This window comes from Psychromarinibacter sp. S121 (assembly GCF_049801035.1).
In the GTDB taxonomy this organism is placed as follows: Bacteria; Pseudomonadota; Alphaproteobacteria; order Rhodobacterales; family Rhodobacteraceae; genus Psychromarinibacter.
Genome location: NZ_JBNAGE010000009.1, coordinates 28,299 through 45,607, shown reverse-complemented (window position 1 = coordinate 45,607; position 17,309 = coordinate 28,299). Strand labels below are relative to the sequence as shown.

Here is a 17,309-nt window from a genome sequence, read left to right as displayed (position 1 = left end):
GAACGGACCACATGACAATCCGATGTATTTGATTTATGACATCGGAAAAATTGATGTTAACGTCATGTCAGACCCTTACACGATCGACTTCGCCGCACTTCGGACGCTGCGGCTGGTTCACGAGAAAGGCAGTTTCACCGCTGCCGCCGAAGTGCTGGGCACCAACCAGTCCGCCGTCAGCTACACAATCGACAAGCTGCGCCGCGCTCTGGGGGATCCGCTTTTCGTGCGGCAGGGCGGTGGCATCGCGGCCACCGATCGCTGCACCGCGATCATTGGCTCGACCGTCCGCCTGCTCGACGAGTTCGAGACACTGGCCGCGCCGCCCGAGTTCGACCCGGCCCGCGCCCGGCAGACCGTCACCATCGCCTGCAACTACTACGAACGCGTCCTGATCGCGCCCTTCGTCCTGCGCCGTCTGCGCACCGAAGCGCCGGGCATCCGGGTCGAACTGATCAACTCGTCGGCGCAGGGGCGGTTGCAACTGAAACGCGCCGAGGCGGATATCCTGATCGGCCCCCTTCGCCCCGAGGAAGAAGGCTTCTACTGCCGTAACCTGCTGGACGATCGCTACGCCTGCATCGCCGACCCGGCGAACCCGCTGGCCGACGCCCCGCTGACGCTGGATGCCTATGCCAATGCCCGGCACGCGGTGGTCACCTACGGCGGCACGTGGAAATCGGGCTACCTGCAAGAACTCGAAGCGCAGCGGATCGACCTGAACCCCGTCCTGCGCCTGCCCAGCCCGGCAGGGATCGAGACAATCGTCGCGGGGACCGACATCGTATCGACGATCCCCCGCAGGCTCGCGGCGACCATGGGGGCCTCTGTCCGCATCCTCGACTGCCCCTGCCCCGCTCCGTTCGAGATCGACCTCGTCTGGACCACCCGCACCCACGCCTCTCCGATGCATGTCTGGCTGCGAGACCTCATCGCGCGCGAGGTGCGGCGCATCCATCCGGACTGACGCCGGGCTTCTTTGGTCTGAAAATATCCCGGGGGAGTCGCGCGGCACGCGCGGCGGGGGCAGAGCCCCCCGCGACCGCTGCCCTCAGGCGCGGCCCTTCAGGGACAGCACGTGGTCGCGAAGCCAGGCCATGTAGGCGCGCGGGTCCTTCATCGGCTCGTCCCACTCGTCCGGCGTGATCGGCCGCCCGATCACCGGCGCCTGCGGTTTCTTGCAGGCAGCGACAATCTCGTGCAGCAGCAGGCCCTGCCGCATCGCCGGAGACACCTGGTTGGCGATCTGGTAGGCGCGCGAGTTCGAGCCGGGGAAGTAGATCGGAAGTATGGTCGCGCCAGAGCGGCGGATCATCTTCGCGGTGAAGACGTTCCACTCGGACTCGACAGCCGGGCCGAACATCGTCTCGGAATGCGCCACGACGCCCGACGGGAACAGCGCGATCGCGCCTCCGTCGTTCAGATGGTCCATCGCAGCCGCGCGCATCTCGATGCCCTTGCGCTGCGCCTCGTCCTCGTGCGGGAACGGCACCGAGATCAGGAAGCTCGCCGCCATTTCGTCGATGCCGGTCAGGAAGGCGCGCACCAGCACCTTGTAGTCCTGCCGCTTGCGGCTGAGCAGATGCGCGATCACCATGCCGTCCACCAGCCCGTGCGGGTGGTTCGCCACCACGACCAGCGGACCCGTGGCCGGGATACGGTCGATCTGTTCCTGCGGGGTGTCCAGCCGGATCCGCATCACGTCCAGGGCGACGCCCCAGAAGTCGCGCCGGTCATGCGGCCCGCGACGCTGGAATTCGCGCAGCATGCGGATGATGGTGATCTTGCCGGTAAACCACTCCAGCGCGCGGATCGTGAAGCCCTTCAGCGGGCTGTCGAACGTGTTCGCATAGGTCAGGCGGCGGCGGTCATAGGCCTGTCCCGCCGGAACGCCGGTCGGCTGGCTGCCAGACGACTCTGCGCCGCGCGCGGCGATCCTGTCACGCCGCGCCTGCATCAACTGCTGCCTCTGGGGAGTGGTGTCTGACAAGCCAAACTCTCTCCTCGCGGGACCGGGCTACATCTCTTCGCCGAACCGGTCGGCCACAAGCGCCTCCAGCGCGTCGGCAAGCTTGTCAGCCTCCGGTCCGCTGGTTTCGACCTCAATAGAGGTTCCTTTGGAAGCTGCCAACATCAAAAGGCCCATGATGCTGTCGCCCGTGGCGCTCTGACCGTCCTTGGCGACGGTCGCCGTGGCGTCATGTTCCTCGACCACCTCGACCAGCTTGGCCGAGGCCCGGGCATGCAGGCCCTTTTCGTTGACGATCAACAGGGTACGTTTGACGGCATTGCTCATGACGGGAAAGGCTATGTCACGCTACGTCGTAGCTGTCGATATATTTCCGACCCGCCTGCAAGGCGCCGCTCACCGCGTCGCCCAGCGCCATGTGCCGGGACTTCGCCAGTTTGATCAGCATGGGCAGGTTGGCGCCGTAGATGATCTTGCGATCCTGCGGCGTGCAGGCCCGCAGGCTGAGGTTGCTGGGCGAGCCGCCGAACATGTCGGTGACGACCACGACCCCGTCGCCCGCATCCACGCTGTCGGCGGCGGCGCAGATTTCGGTCTGCTTCACACCCCGGTCGTGATCCGGCTCGATAGAGATCGCACGAATCCCGTTCTGCCGTCCGACCACATGCTCGACGGCGCTTAGGTATTCCCGGGCTAGGCCGCCATGGGCGACGATGACGATGCCGATCAAGGTACGCTTACCCCACGGATGACGGGGGCGCCGCACGCGCCGTCCGCTCCAGTTCCCTGTGCCTTTTAGAAACCTGCCACCCCTGCATTGCAAGGGTATTTGCCAGCTTTTCCGCAAGGGTAACCGACCTGTGTTGCCCTCCGGTACAGCCAAAACCGATGGACAGGTGCGACTTGCCCTCGTCACGGTACGCGGGCAGCAACATTTCAATCAATCCGGTCACACGTTCAAGAAATTCGGGGAACAGCGGGTCCCCCTCGACATAGGTCGCGACGGCGTCGTCGCGGCCATCCATCGCACGCAGCGACGGCTCCCAGTGCGGGTTGCGCAGGAAGCGGCAGTCGAACACCGTATCGACGCCGCGCGGCAGCCCGCGCTTGTAGGAGAAACTTTGGACCGAGACGGCCAGCCGGGCATTCGGGTCGGTGTCGAACTGCGCCTGAAGTTCGTCACGCAGATCGTGGACCGTCAGTTCCGAAGTGTCGATCAGCGTGTCGGCCTGCGCCAGCAGCGGCTGCAACAGCGCCGCCTCGCGCTCGATCCCCAGAAGCGGCGCTTCGGCGGGGGCCAGCGGATGGCGGCGGCGGGTCTCGGAATAGCGGCGCAGCAGCACCTCTGTGCTGCAATCCAGGTACAGCAGTTCGACGGTCGGCCCGGTGTCGGACCCGCGCTGCCGCACAAGATCAAGGATCGTCTCGACGCTGAAATCGCGGTTGCGGACATCGAGGCCCAGCGCCATCGGCCGCCCCAAAGGCGGGCCGTCCAGCAGCCGCGGCAGCAGCCGCAGCGGCATGTTGTCGATCACCTCGTAGCCGATATCCTCTAGCACGTTGATCGCCGTAGATCGGCCAGCCCCGGACGGACCGGTGACAAGCACCAGCCGCATCGTCTGCGAAGCGTCTGCACGGTCGAGGGACATCAAAACTCACATCTCGGCGGGTCCAGATTCAAGATACTGCAAGATCGCTGCGGCGAAATGAAGGCTCTCCACCTTGTGAAGGAGCGGTACCGTTGCGTCGCAGGCGCTCCAATGGCGCGGCTCGGGCATGCGCGCGGTCTCGGTACTGTCCATGTCGACGGCAAGCACGATCCGACAGGGCGGTGCAGGGTCGGCGTTGAGAATGCCGATGCCCCGCGCTTCGATCCCGCCGCGGATCGTGTCGGGGGCCGAGGCCTCCAGCCAGCCGCCCCGGTCCGTCAGGACGGTCCGGTCGTCCGACACCAGCCCGGCGCCGTAGGCCATGAGTTGCAGCGCAAGACCCGACTTGCCCGACCCGGACGCGCCAAGGATCAGAACACCGCGCCCACCCAGCGCGACGCAACTGGCGTGGACGATCACAGCGGGCGCAGGCAGCTTCTTCCGGTCGAAGCTGCCTTGCGAAATCTGTTGGAAGGTTCCGCGACCTCGGGAAAGTCCGCAACGCCCTGCCTTTCGCGACAGGCCCTCACGATCAGACGGGCAGGCCGACCACGAAACGGGCGCCCAGCGGGTCCGAGGTCACGTCGGCGTCGGTTGGGCGGATGTTCTCTGCCCAGATCACGCCGGAATGCGCCTCGACGATCTGCTTGGAAATCGCCAGCCCGAGGCCGGAGTTATTGCCGAACTGGCCGGCGGGCCGTTCCGAGTAGAAGCGGTTGAAGATCTTCGTCAGCGCCTCTTCCGGGATGCCCGGGCCGGTATCCTCGACCACGACCAGCACGCGGTTGTCGCGGCGGCGCACCCAGACGCGGATCGCGTCGCCGTCCTCGCAGAACGACACGGCGTTCGAGATCAGGTTGACGAACACCTGCGCCAGCCGCGCCTCGAGACCCTGGATCTCGATCGAGTCGGCCGGCATGTCGGTGATGAACTCGATCCCCTTCTCGCGCGCCTCGTTGCCAAGGTAGTCGGAGAGGTTCCGCAGCATCGCCAGCAGGTCGAAGGATTCCTCGTCCTCTTTCACCAGTTCGCTGTCCAGCCGAGACGCGTTCGAGATGTCGCTGACCAGACGGTCCAGCCGGCGGACGTCGTGTTCGATCACCTCAAGCAGCCGTTCGCGCTGATCATCGCGCTTGGCGACGCGCAGGGTGCCGATGGCGGACCGCAGCGAGGCAAGCGGGTTCTTGATCTCGTGCGCGACGTCCGCCGCGAACTGTTCGTTCGCGTCGATCCGTTCGTACAGCGCGCTGACCATACCGCGCAGCGCCGCCGACAGCCGCCCGATCTCATCCGGGCGGCCCGACAGGTCGGGGATGCGGATGCGCGCGGGGCTGCGGCGCTTGGAATTCTTGTCGCGCCCGATTTCCGCCGCGGCGGCAAGATCGGACAGCGGGTTGGCGATGGTCGAGGCCAGCACAAGGCTCAGGCCGATCGACACGAGGATGGCGATGACGAACATCTGCAGCACGCGCTCGCGCTCTGCCAGAACCAGTTGGTCGATCTCGCCCGCGGCGCTGGTCAGAGCCACGGCGCCGACCGCCACGCCGTTCTGCATCACCGGGGTCGCGACAGAGAAGATCGTACCGCCGTCGCGATAGACCTGGCTGGAAACCTGCGTCTCGCCGCCAGCGGCGTCGGCGGCCATCGTGCGCAACGCTTCCTGGATGTCGGCGGCGGAAACGCCGTCGTCCTGCGCGTTGAACAGGCCCGACAAAACATCCCACGCACGGTTCAGGGAATCCGAAAGGACCGTCGATTCCTCGCGGTCCAGCGCGGGCATTCCGTCCAGTTGCGGCCGGTCCACGCCGCCGGATTCCTGCAACAGGCTGCCATCGGGATCGAAGACGTAAACCTCGATCCCCGGCTGCAGTCGCAACCCGTCCAGCAGCGGGCCCAGCGCCGCGCCGTCCAGCCCCGCGGCGGACTCTGCCGCGTTGCCGGCGATTGCGGCTTCAAGAACGTTGGCCACCAGATGCGCTTCGGCCACCAGCGTGCTTTCACGCTGAAGCACGATATTCTCGCGCACCGGGTTCAGCCAAAGCACGCCCGCGACCAGCATCAGCATGGCCAGCAGGTTGAACGTGATGATCTTCCGCGCCAGCGGCGACCGGTTGATCGAGATAAAGCTCCGCTTGCTGCGACGCTCTTTCACGTCGGCGCTGACCTCGGATTCCGGACGTTCCCAGTCCTCGCCGAGGACCAGGTTATCCATCTCCGCGTCACGCGCCGCGGGCTTGGACCCTCGCACGTCGATGTCAGACGTGGCGTTCATGCTTATTCTTCGTTGTAACGATACCCGATGCCGTAAAGCGTCTCGATCGCCGAGAAATCAGAGTCGACCGTCCGCATCTTCTTGCGCAGCCGCTTGATGTGGCTGTCGATGGTCCGGTCGTCGACATAGACCTGATCGTCATAGGCGACATCCATCAGCTGGTCGCGCGACTTCACGAAGCCGGGCCGCTGGGCCAGCGCCTGCAGCAGCAGGAATTCGGTCACGGTCAGCGATACGTCCTGACCCTTCCAGGTCACCGCATGGCGCAGCGGATCCATCGAAAGCTCGCCGCGGACCATGACCTTGTTGGCTTCGGTATCGCCCTTCTCGCCCGAGTCGATCGCTTCCTGCCGGCGCAGCAGCGCACGGATGCGTTCGACCAGCAGGCGCTGGCTGAAGGGCTTCTTGACGTAATCGTCAGCGCCCATGCGAAGGCCCAGCACCTCGTCGATCTCGTCGTCCTTCGAGGTCAGGAAGATAACGGGCATCGAAGTCTTCTGGCGAACCCGCTGCAGAAGGTCCATGCCGTCCATGCGGGGCATCTTGATGTCAAACACGGCCATGTCGGGAAGCCGCTTGTTGAAAGCTTCCAGAGCCGCCTGACCGTCATTGTAAGTTTCGACCTCGAAGCCTTCGGCCTCGAGAGTCATGGATACCGACGTCAGGATATTCCTGTCGTCGTCCACCAAAGCAATCCGCGACATGAGGTTTTCCTCTACTGCTCTATTTATACCTGCATTTTTTGGGCATAGTCACTACGCAACCCCGCCAAATCAACCGTTATGTGCGAATCATCGCCCCATCGCGCCCCATTCAGGCACGAAATTCCGCAAGCAATTGCTAATATGTCTCACTCCACGGCACGATTTTGCGTACGTGGAAAGATGGTTTCCGCCGCGCGAAGGATGATTGCGCTAACCCGTCTTTGGTTGCGCTAACTGTGCGCTTGCGTCCTGTTCACGCACAAAACCGACATGCTATAGGCCAAACGCACGGCGCCATTTCCGGGGCCGGCCGGCGCAGTCCCGCGCCTCACGTTCAGCCAGACGCCGCCCGCGCGGCGAGGGAGACAGACCGCATGGAAACCGGACGGGTCAATCCTAACCAGACACTCGAGCACCAGGGCATCACCGGGCTCGGCCATGTGTATTACAACCTCATCGAGGCTTCGCTTGTGCAGAAGGCGCTCGAGCGCGGCGAGGGCGACTTGGGCAATGGCGGCACGCTGCTGGTCAACACCGGCAAGCACACCGGGCGCTCGCCCAAGGACAAATTCGTCGTCCGCACCCCGTCGGTCGAGGATTCGATCTGGTGGGACAACAACACGCCGATGGACGCGGACGCCTTCGATCGCCTGCATGCCGACATGCTGGAACACATGAAGGGCCGCGACTACTTCGTGCAGGACCTGTTCGGCGGCGCCGACCCGCAGCACCGTCTGGACGTCCGGGTCATCAACGAGATGGCGTGGCACAACCTGTTCATCCGCCACCTGCTGCGCCGCCCCGGCCGCGGCGAACTGGATGAGTTCACCCCCGAATTCACCATCATCAACTGCCCCAGCTTCACCGCCGACCCCGAAAAGCACGGCTGCCGCTCGGGCACCGTCATCGCGCTGAACTTCGACAAGAAGCTGATCCTGATCGGTGGCACCGAATACGCGGGCGAGAACAAGAAATCCGTCTTCACGCTGCTGAACTACATCCTGCCGGGCAAGGGCGTCATGGCGATGCACTGTTCGGCGAACCATGCGCCGAACAACCCGGTCGACACCGCCGTGTTCTTCGGCCTGTCCGGCACCGGCAAGACCACGCTGTCCGCCGACCCGAACCGCGTGTTGATCGGTGACGACGAGCACGGCTGGTCCGAGCGCGGCACCTTCAACTTCGAAGGCGGCTGCTATGCCAAGACGATCAACCTGTCGGCCGAGGCAGAGCCCGAAATCTACGCCACGTGCTCGATGTTCGGCACCGTGATCGAGAACATGGTCCACGATCCGCAGACGCTGGAACTGGACTTCGACGACGACTCGCTGACCGCGAACATGCGCTGTGCCTACCCGCTCGAGGCCATCTCGAACGCCTCGGCCACCGCGCTTGGCGGGCATCCGAAGAACATCATTATGCTGACCTGCGACGCGTTCGGCGTCCTGCCGCCGATCGCGCGGCTGTCGCCGGCGCAGGCCGAGTACCACTTCCTGTCGGGCTTCACCTCGAAGGTCGCGGGCACCGAGAAGGGCGTGACCGAACCCGAACCCACGTTCTCGACCTGCTTCGGCGCGCCGTTCATGCCGCGCCGCCCCGAGGTCTATGGCGCGCTCCTGCGCGAGAAGATCGCCAAGCACGGCGCGACCTGCTGGCTGGTGAACACCGGCTGGACCGGTGGCGCCTATGGCACCGGCTCGCGCATGCCGATCAAGGCCACCCGCGCGCTGCTGACCGCGGCGCTCGACGGGTCGCTGGCCGACAGCACCTTCCGCAAGGACCCGAACTTCGGCTTCGACGTGCCGGTTTCGGTGCCCGGCGTGGCCGCGATCCTGCTGGATCCGCGCCGCACCTGGGATGACGGCGCGGCCTATGACGCACAGGCGCAGAAGCTGGTCGGCATGTTCGCCGACAACTTCGCCCAGTACGAGGCGCATATCCACGAGGACGTGAAGGCCGTCGCCATCGGCTGACGCTTTCCACGCAGGCAAAGCGGGTCTAGGGTGCGCCCCATGAAACGCTCTGCCCGCATAGCATCGCAGGGAGCCCGCCGGATTGCCGGCTGGCTCCTTTTCGTCTGCGCCGTCACTTGGTCGACCGGGGCCGCCACCGCAGGGGCGCAAACTCCCGGCGCGGCCGAATTCACCGCCGGATACTTCTGCGCGCGCGAACCGGTCGATATCGGCGTGGCCGAGGGCACCGTGTCCGGCACCGTCTCGTTCGTCGAGGGTCTGCCGCCCTTCCTCGGCCCCGGACCGATGGTTCCCGGCCAGAAGGACGTGGGCTTCGGCGTTCACGTGCGCGCGCTGCCCGAGTTCGCCGGTCCGGTGGAAATCACCATCGAACACCCGCCGATGGGGCCGGACGGTGTGACCACGCAGACGTGGTACACCGATATCTCGGGGCTCGAGGCGCAATACTACGGCTACACCTTCGACTACGAATACGAGATCCTGAAAGGCCATTGGCGCATGACCGCCCGGACCGAGGCGGGCACCGTCTATTCCATCGGGTTCGAGGTGGTCGACCCGGCGCTGCTGCCGCCCGTCACCTGCGGCTACGCGATCCCCCTGTCCTGAACAGATTACACGGCGCATGGACCTTCCCTGCCGTTTCGGCTTTGGTGCCGGGCAGGGAGGATCATCCATGATCGAAGAACCGCCATTGCTTACGATCCGGCGCCCCACGCGCCGGCCCACCGCAGCCCAGATCGCAGCGTTTCAGGGCGTGCCGTCCAGTTTCGTCGTCGACGCGATGTACGGTGACGGTGCGCTGCCGCCGACCATCCGCGCGCTTGACCCCGAGGGAGCCGTCGCCGGCCCCGCGCTGACGGTCGAGGCCGGCCCCGCCGACATCCTCGCCGTGCTCGCCGCCCTGCCCGAAATCCGCGACGGCGATGTCGTGGTGTCGGATTTCGGTGGCCACCAGGGTTGCGCCGCCGCCGGCGACCGCGCCTGCGCCTTCATGAAGAACAGCGGCGCCGCGGGCTTTATCACCGATGGTCCGATGCGCGACGTTGCGGGCATCAAGGCAGTCGGCATGCCGGTGTGGTGCACCGGCCTCACGCCCGGCTCGCCCTTCGCCAAGGGTCCGGGGCGCGTCGGCTTCCCGATCACGCTGGGCGGCCGCCCGATTGATACCGGGGACATGGTGGTCGCCGACCGCGATGGCATCGCGGTGGTGCCGTTCGACCGGATCGACGAGGTCATCGCGATGCTGGAGAAGGTCACCGAACTGGAGACCAGCCTTGACGCCGAGTTGCAGAAGGGACTGAAAGTGCCAGAGAACATCCTCGAGCTTCTGGCAAGCGATCAGGTCAAATACGTCTGATCTTCTTCGGTCCGAAAATATCCCGGGGGGAGGCCGCAGGCCGGGGGGCAGCGCCCCCCGCTACAACGCCAGCCCGCGCAGCAGACGCGGCAGCTCCCCGGTGACCCCGGCCGCCTCGCGCATCAGCGTCCGGCGCAGCCCCGGCAGGCCATTCACCAGCCCCAGACCGATGTCGCGCCCCAGCCGCAAAAGCGGATTGTCGTTCGAGAACAGTCGGTTGATCCCATCGGTGGCCAGCGCCAGCGTTGCCACGTCGAACCGCCGCCACTGCTCGTAGCGTTCCAGTACGTCCAGCCCGCCGATATCCTCGCCGCGCCGATGCGCGTCCACCAGCACCTCGGCCAGCGCGCCCACATCCTTCAGGCCGGCGTTCAGACCCTGCCCCGCCAGAGGATGCACCCTGTGCGCGGCGTCGCCGATCAGCGCCACCCGGGGCGCGGCGAAGCGATGCGCGATGGACAGCGGCACCGGGTAGGCGAACCGATTGCCTTCCAGCCGGATCTGCCCAAGAAAATCGCCCACGCGCGGCCGCAGCAGCGCAAGATAACCCGAGTCGTCCAGCTCCGAGATCCGGCGGGCGGCATCCTCGGCCTCGGTCCACACGATGGACGAGCGGTTGCCGGGCAGCGGCAGGATCGCAAGCGGCCCCGGGGGCATGAAGAACTGGTGCGCCTTGCCGTGGTGCGGAAGATCGTGCGCGATGGCACAGGCGAAAGAGGTCTGGCCGTACGACCATTCCATTCGCCCGATCCCCGCACGCTTCGCGGTCTGCGAGGCGACACCGTCCGCGCCCACCAGCATCGTCGCCTCCAGCACGCGCCCGTCCGACAGCGCAACGGTCACGCCGCCGGGCCCGACCTCATGCCCGGTGACATCGACGCCGGTGATCTGTGTAATGCCCTCTTCCGCGTCCATCGCCTGTTGGAAGGCGATGCGCAGGTACCGGTCCTCAAGCATCCATCCGACCGGGTAGTCCTCGACTTCCGCGCCGTCGAACAGCAGCGCCATCGGCGACGCGCCCTCGCCCGCTCGACCGTCGCTGACCACCACCTTCTCGATCGGCTGGGCCTGCGCTTGGACCGCGTTCCAGACGCCCACCGCATGCAGCAGCCTGGCCGAGGCATGCGCCAGCGCATAGCCACGACCGTCGAAATCGGGATCGGTGCGCCGCTCGGGCGCAAGGCGCTCGACCACGGTCACGGAAAGCCCGGCGCGGGCCAGTGCCAACGCCAAAGCCGGGCCGTTGAGGCCACCGCCTATGAGGATCACGTCCATGCCGCGCAATATGCGCCTGAAACGTGATTTGTCCATGCGGCAGGATGGGTTGGCCTGGCTGCGCATCACCGGGTCGCGGGCCCGCGCGGGCGCACAGTTTAACGGCAGACGCCCTTTCCCGGCGTATCCGCCGCGACTTCCCCCATTTCCTCTGCCGTCCGCAGCGACTAGCGTCGGCGCAAAACAGGAGGTGCGGATCGTGGACGACTGGTTGTGGATGACGGCGGCGGATCTCGGGCGCGGGATCGCGGACGGAAAGATCGACCCCGTTGCGCTGACCGAGACCTACCTGCAGGCCATCGACGCGCATGCCGATGCCGACCGGATCTATGCCCGCACCACTGCCGACCGCGCCCGGACCGAGGCGCAAGCCGCCGCCCAGCGCGCCGCGTCGGGCCGCAGGCTGTCACCGCTGGATGGCGTCCCGATCTCGTGGAAGGACCTGTTCGACAGCGCCGGCACCGCGACCGAGGCGGGCAGCAAGCTGCTGGAAGGCCGGGTTCCGGATCGCGACGCGACCGTCCTGAAAAACGCGGCGGCCGCCGGGCTGGTCTGTCTTGGCAAGACGCATCTGTCGGAACTCGCCTTCTCCGGCCTCGGCCTGAACCCGATGACGGCGACGCCGCCCTGCGTGAACGACGCGGGCGCGGTGCCCGGCGGGTCGTCTTCTGGCGCGGCGGCGTCGGTGGCCTTCGGGCTGGCCGCTGCGGGCATCGGCTCGGACACTGGCGGATCGGTGCGGATTCCCGCGGCCTGGAACGACCTTGTGGGTCTCAAGACCACGCACGGTCGCCTGTCGCTGACCGGTGCCGTGCCGCTTTGCGACCGGTTCGACACCGTCGGCCCCCTGTGCCGCTCGGTCGAGGACGCGGCGCTGCTGACCGCGATCATGGAGGGTGCGAAGGCCCCCGACCTGCGCGGAACGACACTGGACGGCGCGCGCCTGATGATCCTGACGACCGGTGCGATGGACTGCCTGCGGGACGCCCCGCGCGAGGGTTTCGAAAGCGCCGTCAAACGGTTGCAGGACGCCGGCACGACGGTCGACACGGTGGACCTGCCCTTCGTGAACGACATGCTGGCCCTGTCGCCGCTGCTTTACGCGCCCGAGGCCTATGGCATCTGGAAGGACGTGATCGAAGCCGCGCCCGACAAGATGTTCCAGCCGATCCTGGAACGCTTCCGGGGCGGCTCTGCCGTCAGCGCGGCGGATTTCGTCGCGGCGTGGCGCAAGCTGGACGGCTACCGCCAGATGTGGGCCGAGGCGACCGCCCGATACGACGCCGTCGTGATCCCAACCGCCCCCAATCTGCCGCCCGATGCGGACCGCCTTGTGCGCGACGAAGACTATTACGTGACCGAGAACCTGCTGACGCTGCGCAATACCCGGATCGGCAACCTGCTGGGCAACTGCTCGCTGACGCTGCCGACCGGCTTACCCTCGACCGGCATCCTGTTCATCGCACCGCCGATGGCCGAGGAAAGACTGTTGCGGCTGGGTCGTGCCGCAGAGGCAACATTGTCCTAGGCGCTGGCCTAAAAGACACAATTTTGTCGCTCAAGGTCTGAAAAACCTTTCGTTTTCTGGACCGGACAGGGTTTGCCCGGTACGCTGATCGGCAAACGGGGCGCCAATGACCCCGGACCCTGAGGCATATAGCGAACCGATGACGTTCCCAGAGCGGTTTTCGAACCTGCCAGAATACGCGTTTCCGCGTCTGCGGACGCTGCTGGACGATTACGCGCCCGGCGGCGATCCCATTCTGATGTCCTTGGGCGAACCCAAACACGCGTTTCCGGACTGGATCGGCCAGATCATCGCCGACAGCATCGGTGAACTTGGCCGCTATCCTCCGAACGACGGCACCCCCGAGCTTCTGAACGTGATCTCGGGCTGGATCGGTCGCCGCTATGGCGTGCCGGTGGCGCTGGACAAGCAGATCATGGTGCTGAACGGCACCCGCGAAGGGCTGTTCGGCGCCTGCATGGCACTGTGCCCCGAGAAAACGCGCAGCGGCAAGCAGCCGGTCGTGCTGGTGCCCAACCCGTTCTATCAGGTCTACGCCGTGGCGGCGCTGGCCGTGGGGGCAGAGCCGGTCTACGTGCCGGCCACCCGCGAGACCGGGTTCCTGCCGGATTACGAAAGCCTGCCCGCCGAGATCCTCGACCGGACCGAGATCGCCTATCTTTGCTCGCCCTCGAACCCGCAGGGCGTGGTGGCCGACCGAGGCTATTGGGCGCGCCTGATCGAACTGGCCGAGAAGCACGATTTCCAGATTTTCGCGGACGAGTGCTATTCCGAGATCTACCGTGGTGACGCGCCGGTCGGTGCGCTTCAGGTCGCCTACGAGATGGGCGCTGCGCCCGAGCGGGTCGTGATCTTCCATTCGCTCAGCAAGCGGTCGAACCTTCCGGGCCTGCGCTCGGGCTTCGTCGCGGGCGGGCCGGAAAGCATCGCCCGGATCAAGAAGCTGCGCGCCTATGCGGGCGCGCCGCTGCCGCTGCCGTTGCAGCGAGCCGCCGAACGGATCTGGGCCGACGAGGTCCATGTCGAGGCGAACCGCGCGCTGTATCAGGACAAGTACCAGATCGCCGACGAGATCTTCGGCGGCGTTCAGGACTACATGCCGCCGCGCGCCGGGTTCTTCCTGTGGCTGCCGGTTCAGGACGGCGAGGAAGCGGCATTGAAACTTTGGACCGAAACCGGGGTGCGGGTTCTGCCCGGCGCCTATCTCGGACGCGACACCGGCGCGGGAAATCCGGGAGCAGGATACATTCGGGTCGCGATGGTGGCCCCGATCGAAGACATGCAACGCGGCCTCATGATGCTGCGCGACTGCATTTACGGGTAAGGACGAGGTAACCGATGGCTTCCTATCAGGTCAGACAGCGAGAGCGCCTTTTCGACAGCAAGACGCAGGCGATTATCGAACGCCGCGGCAAGGAACTGCTGGGCGTCGCGCTTCTGATACTCGGTTTGCTTTCGGCGATGATCCTTGGATCCTACGTGCCCGACGATCCCTCGTGGCTGTCAGCCACCGACCAACCCGCGCAGAACCTGCTGGGCCGGTTCGGGGCTTCCATCGCCTCGCCGCTGTTCATCATCGTGGGCTTCGGCGCATGGGGCTTCCCGCTGGTATTCGGCGCATGGGGTCTCCGCTTTGTGCTGCACAAGGGGTCTGACCGCGCGATTGGCCGCGTGATCTTCGCCCCGATCGCCATCGCGGTTGCCTCGGTCTACGCGTCGACCCACGTTCCCAGCTCGGTCTGGACCCATTCCTTCGGCCTTGGCGGTCTGTTCGGCGATACCGTGCTGGGTGCGGTGCTGGGTGTCGTGCCCGTTGGCGCCGCCTTCGGACTGAAGTTCCTTGCGCTGCTGTTCGCGGCAGGCACCGTCGCCATGGCGCTGTTCGTACTCGGCTTCACCGTGCCGGAACTGCGCGCCACCGCGCGGTTCATGGGCTATGGCGTCGTCCTTGCCTATGCCAGCCTGATGACCCTTGCCGGTCGCGGCGCGTCGGGGGCGCTGAACGGCGCCGTCCGTGGCGCTTCGGCGATGAAAGCCGCCCGCGCCGAACGGTCCGAGCGCCGCCGCCTTGCCGCCGAAGAGGCCGCCGCCGAGGAAGCCGCCTTTGCCGCCGAGATCGAGATCGCGCCGCGCATGACCCGCAGCGCACCGCTGGTCGCCCGCCGCCCGGTCGATGAACACTTCGAGATCGAAGCGCCCGAACCGGACGACTACGACGAACCGGACATGCTGATCGCAGAGCCGGCGCCGCAGCCCGAGCCCAAAGGCGGCCTGCGCATCCGCCTGCCCGGCCTGATGAAGCGCGCCGAGCCGGAGCCCGAGCCGGAACTGGTCGAACCGCAGCCGCTGGACTTCGACGACGCCGACGGCCCCACCGAGGACCGCATCAAGTCGAAGATCGCCGACGTGATCCGCACCCGTGTCCGTCATGTGCCGGGGCTGGGCTCGTCTGCCCGCGCCGAGCCGTCGCTGACCCGTGGCCGGGGCCATGGCCCGCGCCCGATGCTGCTGAACAACCCCAACATGCTGCCGCCAGAGCCGCCGGTGACCGCCGCGCAGATGCAGGAACCGCCGCTGCGCGCGCCCGGCATGTCCGCCGTGTCCGCCGCCGTGGCCCAGCGCCAGGCGATGCACAACGCCGCCACGCAGGCCGGCGTCCGTACCGGTCCGGTCCACGCCGCAGCGCCCGAGGCGCCCGCCCGTGCCTCGGCACCGCAGCCCGTAGCCGAGTACCGGATCGAGGCCGAGCCCGCAGGCACCTTCGACGCGCCGGAGTTCCATCCGCATCGCGAGCCGGTGGCCTATGACGCGCAGGGTCACGCCGAGCCCGCGCCCGAGGTCATCCGCCGTGGCGAGGCCGCGCCGGCCTCTGCCGCGACGATGCCCGCCGCCTCCCCTGCCCCGGGTCCGGACCCGCGCGGCATGGTCCAGCACACGCACCGCAAGACCGCCCCGTCGCGTCAGGCGCAGGCCGAAGCCCAGCCGGCGCTGCAATTCGACGATCCGGCCGACGACTATCAGAACCCGCCGCTGTCGCTGCTTTCCAGCCCGGTAGAGGTGGAACGCCACCATCTCAGCGACGAGGCGCTGGAGATGAACGCGCGGATGCTGGAAACCGTGCTGGACGACTATGGCGTGAAGGGCGAGATCGTCTCGGTCCGTCCCGGCCCCGTGGTCACCATGTACGAACTGGAACCGGCGCCCGGCCTCAAGGCCAGCCGCGTGATCGGCCTTGCCGACGACATCGCCCGCTCGATGTCGGCCTTGTCCGCCCGCGTCTCGACAGTGCCCGGCCGGTCCGTCATCGGCATCGAACTTCCCAACGCGAACCGCGAGAAGGTCGTGCTGCGCGAGATCCTCGCCACCCGCGACTTCGGCGACGGCAACCAGCGCCTGCCGCTGGCGCTTGGCAAGGACATCGGCGGCGACCCGGTTGTCGCGAACCTCGCCAAGATGCCTCACCTGCTGATCGCCGGGACCACGGGCTCTGGTAAGTCGGTCGCGATCAACACCATGATCCTGTCGCTGCTGTACAAGCTGACACCGGAAGAGTGCCGCCTGATCATGATCGACCCGAAGATGCTGGAACTGTCGGTTTACGACGGCATCCCGCACCTGCTGTCCCCTGTGGTCACCGACCCCAAGAAGGCCGTCGTCGCGCTGAAATGGGTCGTGGGCGAGATGGAAGAGCGCTATCGCAAGATGTCCAAGATGGGCGTCCGCAACATCGAGGGCTTCAATGGCCGCGTCGCCGACGCGCTGAGCCGCAACGAGATGTTCAGCCGCACCGTCCAGACCGGGTTTGACGACGAGACCGGCGACCCGATCTTCGAGACCGAGGAATTCCGTCCGGTCAAACTGCCCTATATCGTCGTCATCGTCGACGAGATGGCCGACCTGATGATGGTCGCGGGCAAGGAGATCGAAGCCTGCATCCAGCGCCTTGCGCAGATGGCGCGGGCCTCGGGCATCCACCTGATCATGGCAACGCAGCGCCCGTCGGTGGACGTCATCACCGGCACGATCAAGGCGAACTTCCCCACCCGGATTTCGTTCCAGGTGACCTCGAAGGTCGACAGCCGCACGATCCTCGGGGAACAGGGCGCCGAGCAGCTGCTGGGCATGGGCGACATGCTGTACATGGCGGGCGGCGCCAAGATCACCCGCGTCCACGGACCCTTCGTCTCGGACGAAGAGGTCGAGGAAATCGTGAACTACCTCAAGGCCTACGGCCCGCCGGACTATGTCGGCGGCGTGGTCGAAGGGCCGGACGACGACAAGGAAAGCGACATCGACCTGGTGCTTGGCCTTGGCGGCAACACCGGCGGCGAGGACGCGCTGTACGATCAGGCCGTCGCCATCGTGATCAAGGACCGCAAGTGCTCGACCTCGTACATCCAGCGCAAGCTGGCCATCGGCTACAACAAGGCCGCGCGGCTGGTCGAGCAGATGGAAGAAGAGGGCGTGGTCAGCACCGCGAACCACGTCGGCAAGCGCGAGATCCTGGTGCCCGAACAGCACTGACGCCAGCCGCCGCGACGGCGGGCGGCCCACAACATCGGCAAACCCTCTCACACGCTCC

15 protein-coding genes are annotated in these 17,309 nt (G+C 66.4%); 7 read left to right on the top strand and 8 right to left on the bottom strand.

Annotated elements, in window-relative coordinates:
• Positions 1-64: 64 nt before the first annotated feature.
• Positions 65-967 (top strand): LysR family transcriptional regulator, encoded by a 903-nt coding sequence (locus ACP156_RS24390; protein ID WP_425053958.1) that lies wholly within the window; start codon positions 65-67, stop codon positions 965-967.
• Between the two features lie 84 nt (positions 968-1,051).
• On the opposite strand, the gene ACP156_RS24385 is transcribed toward ACP156_RS24390, so the two are convergent.
• From ACP156_RS24385 to ACP156_RS24355, 7 genes are all read right to left on the bottom strand, one after another.
• Positions 1,052-1,990, bottom strand: a complete 939-nt coding sequence (locus tag ACP156_RS24385) for a lysophospholipid acyltransferase family protein (protein ID WP_425053957.1) — start codon at positions 1,988-1,990, stop codon at positions 1,052-1,054.
• Between the two features lie 27 nt (positions 1,991-2,017).
• Positions 2,018-2,296: an HPr family phosphocarrier protein gene (locus tag ACP156_RS24380; RefSeq protein WP_425053956.1), complete on the bottom strand. Its 279-nt coding sequence runs from the start codon at positions 2,294-2,296 to the stop codon at positions 2,018-2,020.
• 16 nt (positions 2,297-2,312) lie between these two features.
• A complete protein-coding gene (locus tag ACP156_RS24375; protein ID WP_425053955.1) occupies positions 2,313-2,699 on the bottom strand; it encodes a PTS sugar transporter subunit IIA in 387 nt (128 codons plus the stop codon).
• A 7-nt stretch (positions 2,700-2,706) separates the two neighbouring features.
• Complete coding sequence (rapZ, locus tag ACP156_RS24370) at positions 2,707-3,618, bottom strand: RNase adapter RapZ (protein WP_425053954.1); 912 nt, start codon at positions 3,616-3,618, stop codon at positions 2,707-2,709.
• A gap of 6 nt (positions 3,619-3,624) precedes the next feature.
• Positions 3,625-4,038, bottom strand: a complete 414-nt coding sequence (locus ACP156_RS24365) for an HPr kinase/phosphorylase (protein ID WP_425053953.1) — start codon at positions 4,036-4,038, stop codon at positions 3,625-3,627.
• A 112-nt stretch (positions 4,039-4,150) separates the two neighbouring features.
• On the bottom strand, positions 4,151-5,890 hold the full coding sequence (locus ACP156_RS24360; RefSeq protein ID WP_425053952.1) for a sensor histidine kinase: 1,740 nt from the start codon (positions 5,888-5,890) through the stop codon (positions 4,151-4,153).
• 2 nt (positions 5,891-5,892) lie between these two features.
• Positions 5,893-6,594 (bottom strand): response regulator transcription factor, encoded by a 702-nt coding sequence (locus tag ACP156_RS24355; RefSeq protein ID WP_425053951.1) that lies wholly within the window; start codon positions 6,592-6,594, stop codon positions 5,893-5,895.
• A 374-nt stretch (positions 6,595-6,968) separates the two neighbouring features.
• On the opposite strand from ACP156_RS24355, the gene ACP156_RS24350 reads away from it, so the two are divergent.
• From ACP156_RS24350 to ACP156_RS24340, 3 genes are all read left to right on the top strand, one after another.
• On the top strand, positions 6,969-8,567 hold the full coding sequence (locus ACP156_RS24350) for a phosphoenolpyruvate carboxykinase (RefSeq protein WP_425053950.1): 1,599 nt from the start codon (positions 6,969-6,971) through the stop codon (positions 8,565-8,567).
• A gap of 39 nt (positions 8,568-8,606) precedes the next feature.
• Positions 8,607-9,173, top strand: a complete 567-nt coding sequence (locus ACP156_RS24345) for a DUF3859 domain-containing protein (protein WP_425053949.1) — start codon at positions 8,607-8,609, stop codon at positions 9,171-9,173.
• A 67-nt stretch (positions 9,174-9,240) separates the two neighbouring features.
• The gene (locus tag ACP156_RS24340) at positions 9,241-9,924 is read left to right on the top strand and encodes an RraA family protein (protein ID WP_425053948.1); all 684 of its coding nucleotides are present in this window, start codon (positions 9,241-9,243) and stop codon (positions 9,922-9,924) included.
• Positions 9,925-9,984: 60 nt separating this feature from the next.
• Here ACP156_RS24340 and ACP156_RS24335 read toward each other — a convergent pair whose 3' ends face one another.
• Positions 9,985-11,199 carry an FAD-dependent monooxygenase gene (locus ACP156_RS24335; RefSeq protein ID WP_425053947.1) on the bottom strand — a complete coding sequence of 405 codons (1,215 nt, stop codon included), beginning with the start codon at positions 11,197-11,199 and terminating at the stop codon, positions 9,985-9,987.
• 199 nt (positions 11,200-11,398) lie between these two features.
• On the opposite strand from ACP156_RS24335, the gene ACP156_RS24330 reads away from it, so the two are divergent.
• From ACP156_RS24330 to ACP156_RS24320, 3 genes are all read left to right on the top strand, one after another.
• On the top strand, positions 11,399-12,727 hold the full coding sequence (locus ACP156_RS24330) for an amidase (protein ID WP_425053946.1): 1,329 nt from the start codon (positions 11,399-11,401) through the stop codon (positions 12,725-12,727).
• Between the two features lie 139 nt (positions 12,728-12,866).
• Positions 12,867-14,051: an aminotransferase class I/II-fold pyridoxal phosphate-dependent enzyme gene (locus ACP156_RS24325; protein WP_425053987.1), complete on the top strand. Its 1,185-nt coding sequence runs from the start codon at positions 12,867-12,869 to the stop codon at positions 14,049-14,051.
• 14 nt (positions 14,052-14,065) lie between these two features.
• Positions 14,066-17,251: a DNA translocase FtsK 4TM domain-containing protein gene (locus ACP156_RS24320; protein WP_425053945.1), complete on the top strand. Its 3,186-nt coding sequence runs from the start codon at positions 14,066-14,068 to the stop codon at positions 17,249-17,251.
• The last annotated feature ends 58 nt before the right edge of the window (positions 17,252-17,309 follow it).

Bases quoted from the DNA above. Each gene is read 5' to 3' on its own strand.
- ACP156_RS24390 (WP_425053958.1), top strand. From the start codon at position 65: ATGTCAGACCCTTACACGATCGACTTCGCCGCACTTCGGACGCTGCGG.
- ACP156_RS24355 (WP_425053951.1), bottom strand. From the start codon at position 6,594: ATGTCGCGGATTGCTTTGGTGGACGACGACAGGAATATCCTGACGTCG.
- ACP156_RS24380 (WP_425053956.1), bottom strand. From the start codon at position 2,296: ATGAGCAATGCCGTCAAACGTACCCTGTTGATCGTCAACGAAAAGGGC.
- ACP156_RS24335 (WP_425053947.1), bottom strand. From the start codon at position 11,199: ATGGACGTGATCCTCATAGGCGGTGGCCTCAACGGCCCGGCTTTGGCG.
- ACP156_RS24350 (WP_425053950.1), top strand. From the start codon at position 6,969: ATGGAAACCGGACGGGTCAATCCTAACCAGACACTCGAGCACCAGGGC.
- ACP156_RS24325 (WP_425053987.1), top strand. From the start codon at position 12,867: ATGACGTTCCCAGAGCGGTTTTCGAACCTGCCAGAATACGCGTTTCCG.
- ACP156_RS24320 (WP_425053945.1), top strand. From the start codon at position 14,066: ATGGCTTCCTATCAGGTCAGACAGCGAGAGCGCCTTTTCGACAGCAAG.
- ACP156_RS24360 (WP_425053952.1), bottom strand. From the start codon at position 5,890: ATGAACGCCACGTCTGACATCGACGTGCGAGGGTCCAAGCCCGCGGCG.
- ACP156_RS24340 (WP_425053948.1), top strand. From the start codon at position 9,241: ATGATCGAAGAACCGCCATTGCTTACGATCCGGCGCCCCACGCGCCGG.
- ACP156_RS24345 (WP_425053949.1), top strand. From the start codon at position 8,607: ATGAAACGCTCTGCCCGCATAGCATCGCAGGGAGCCCGCCGGATTGCC.
- rapZ (WP_425053954.1), bottom strand. From the start codon at position 3,618: ATGTCCCTCGACCGTGCAGACGCTTCGCAGACGATGCGGCTGGTGCTT.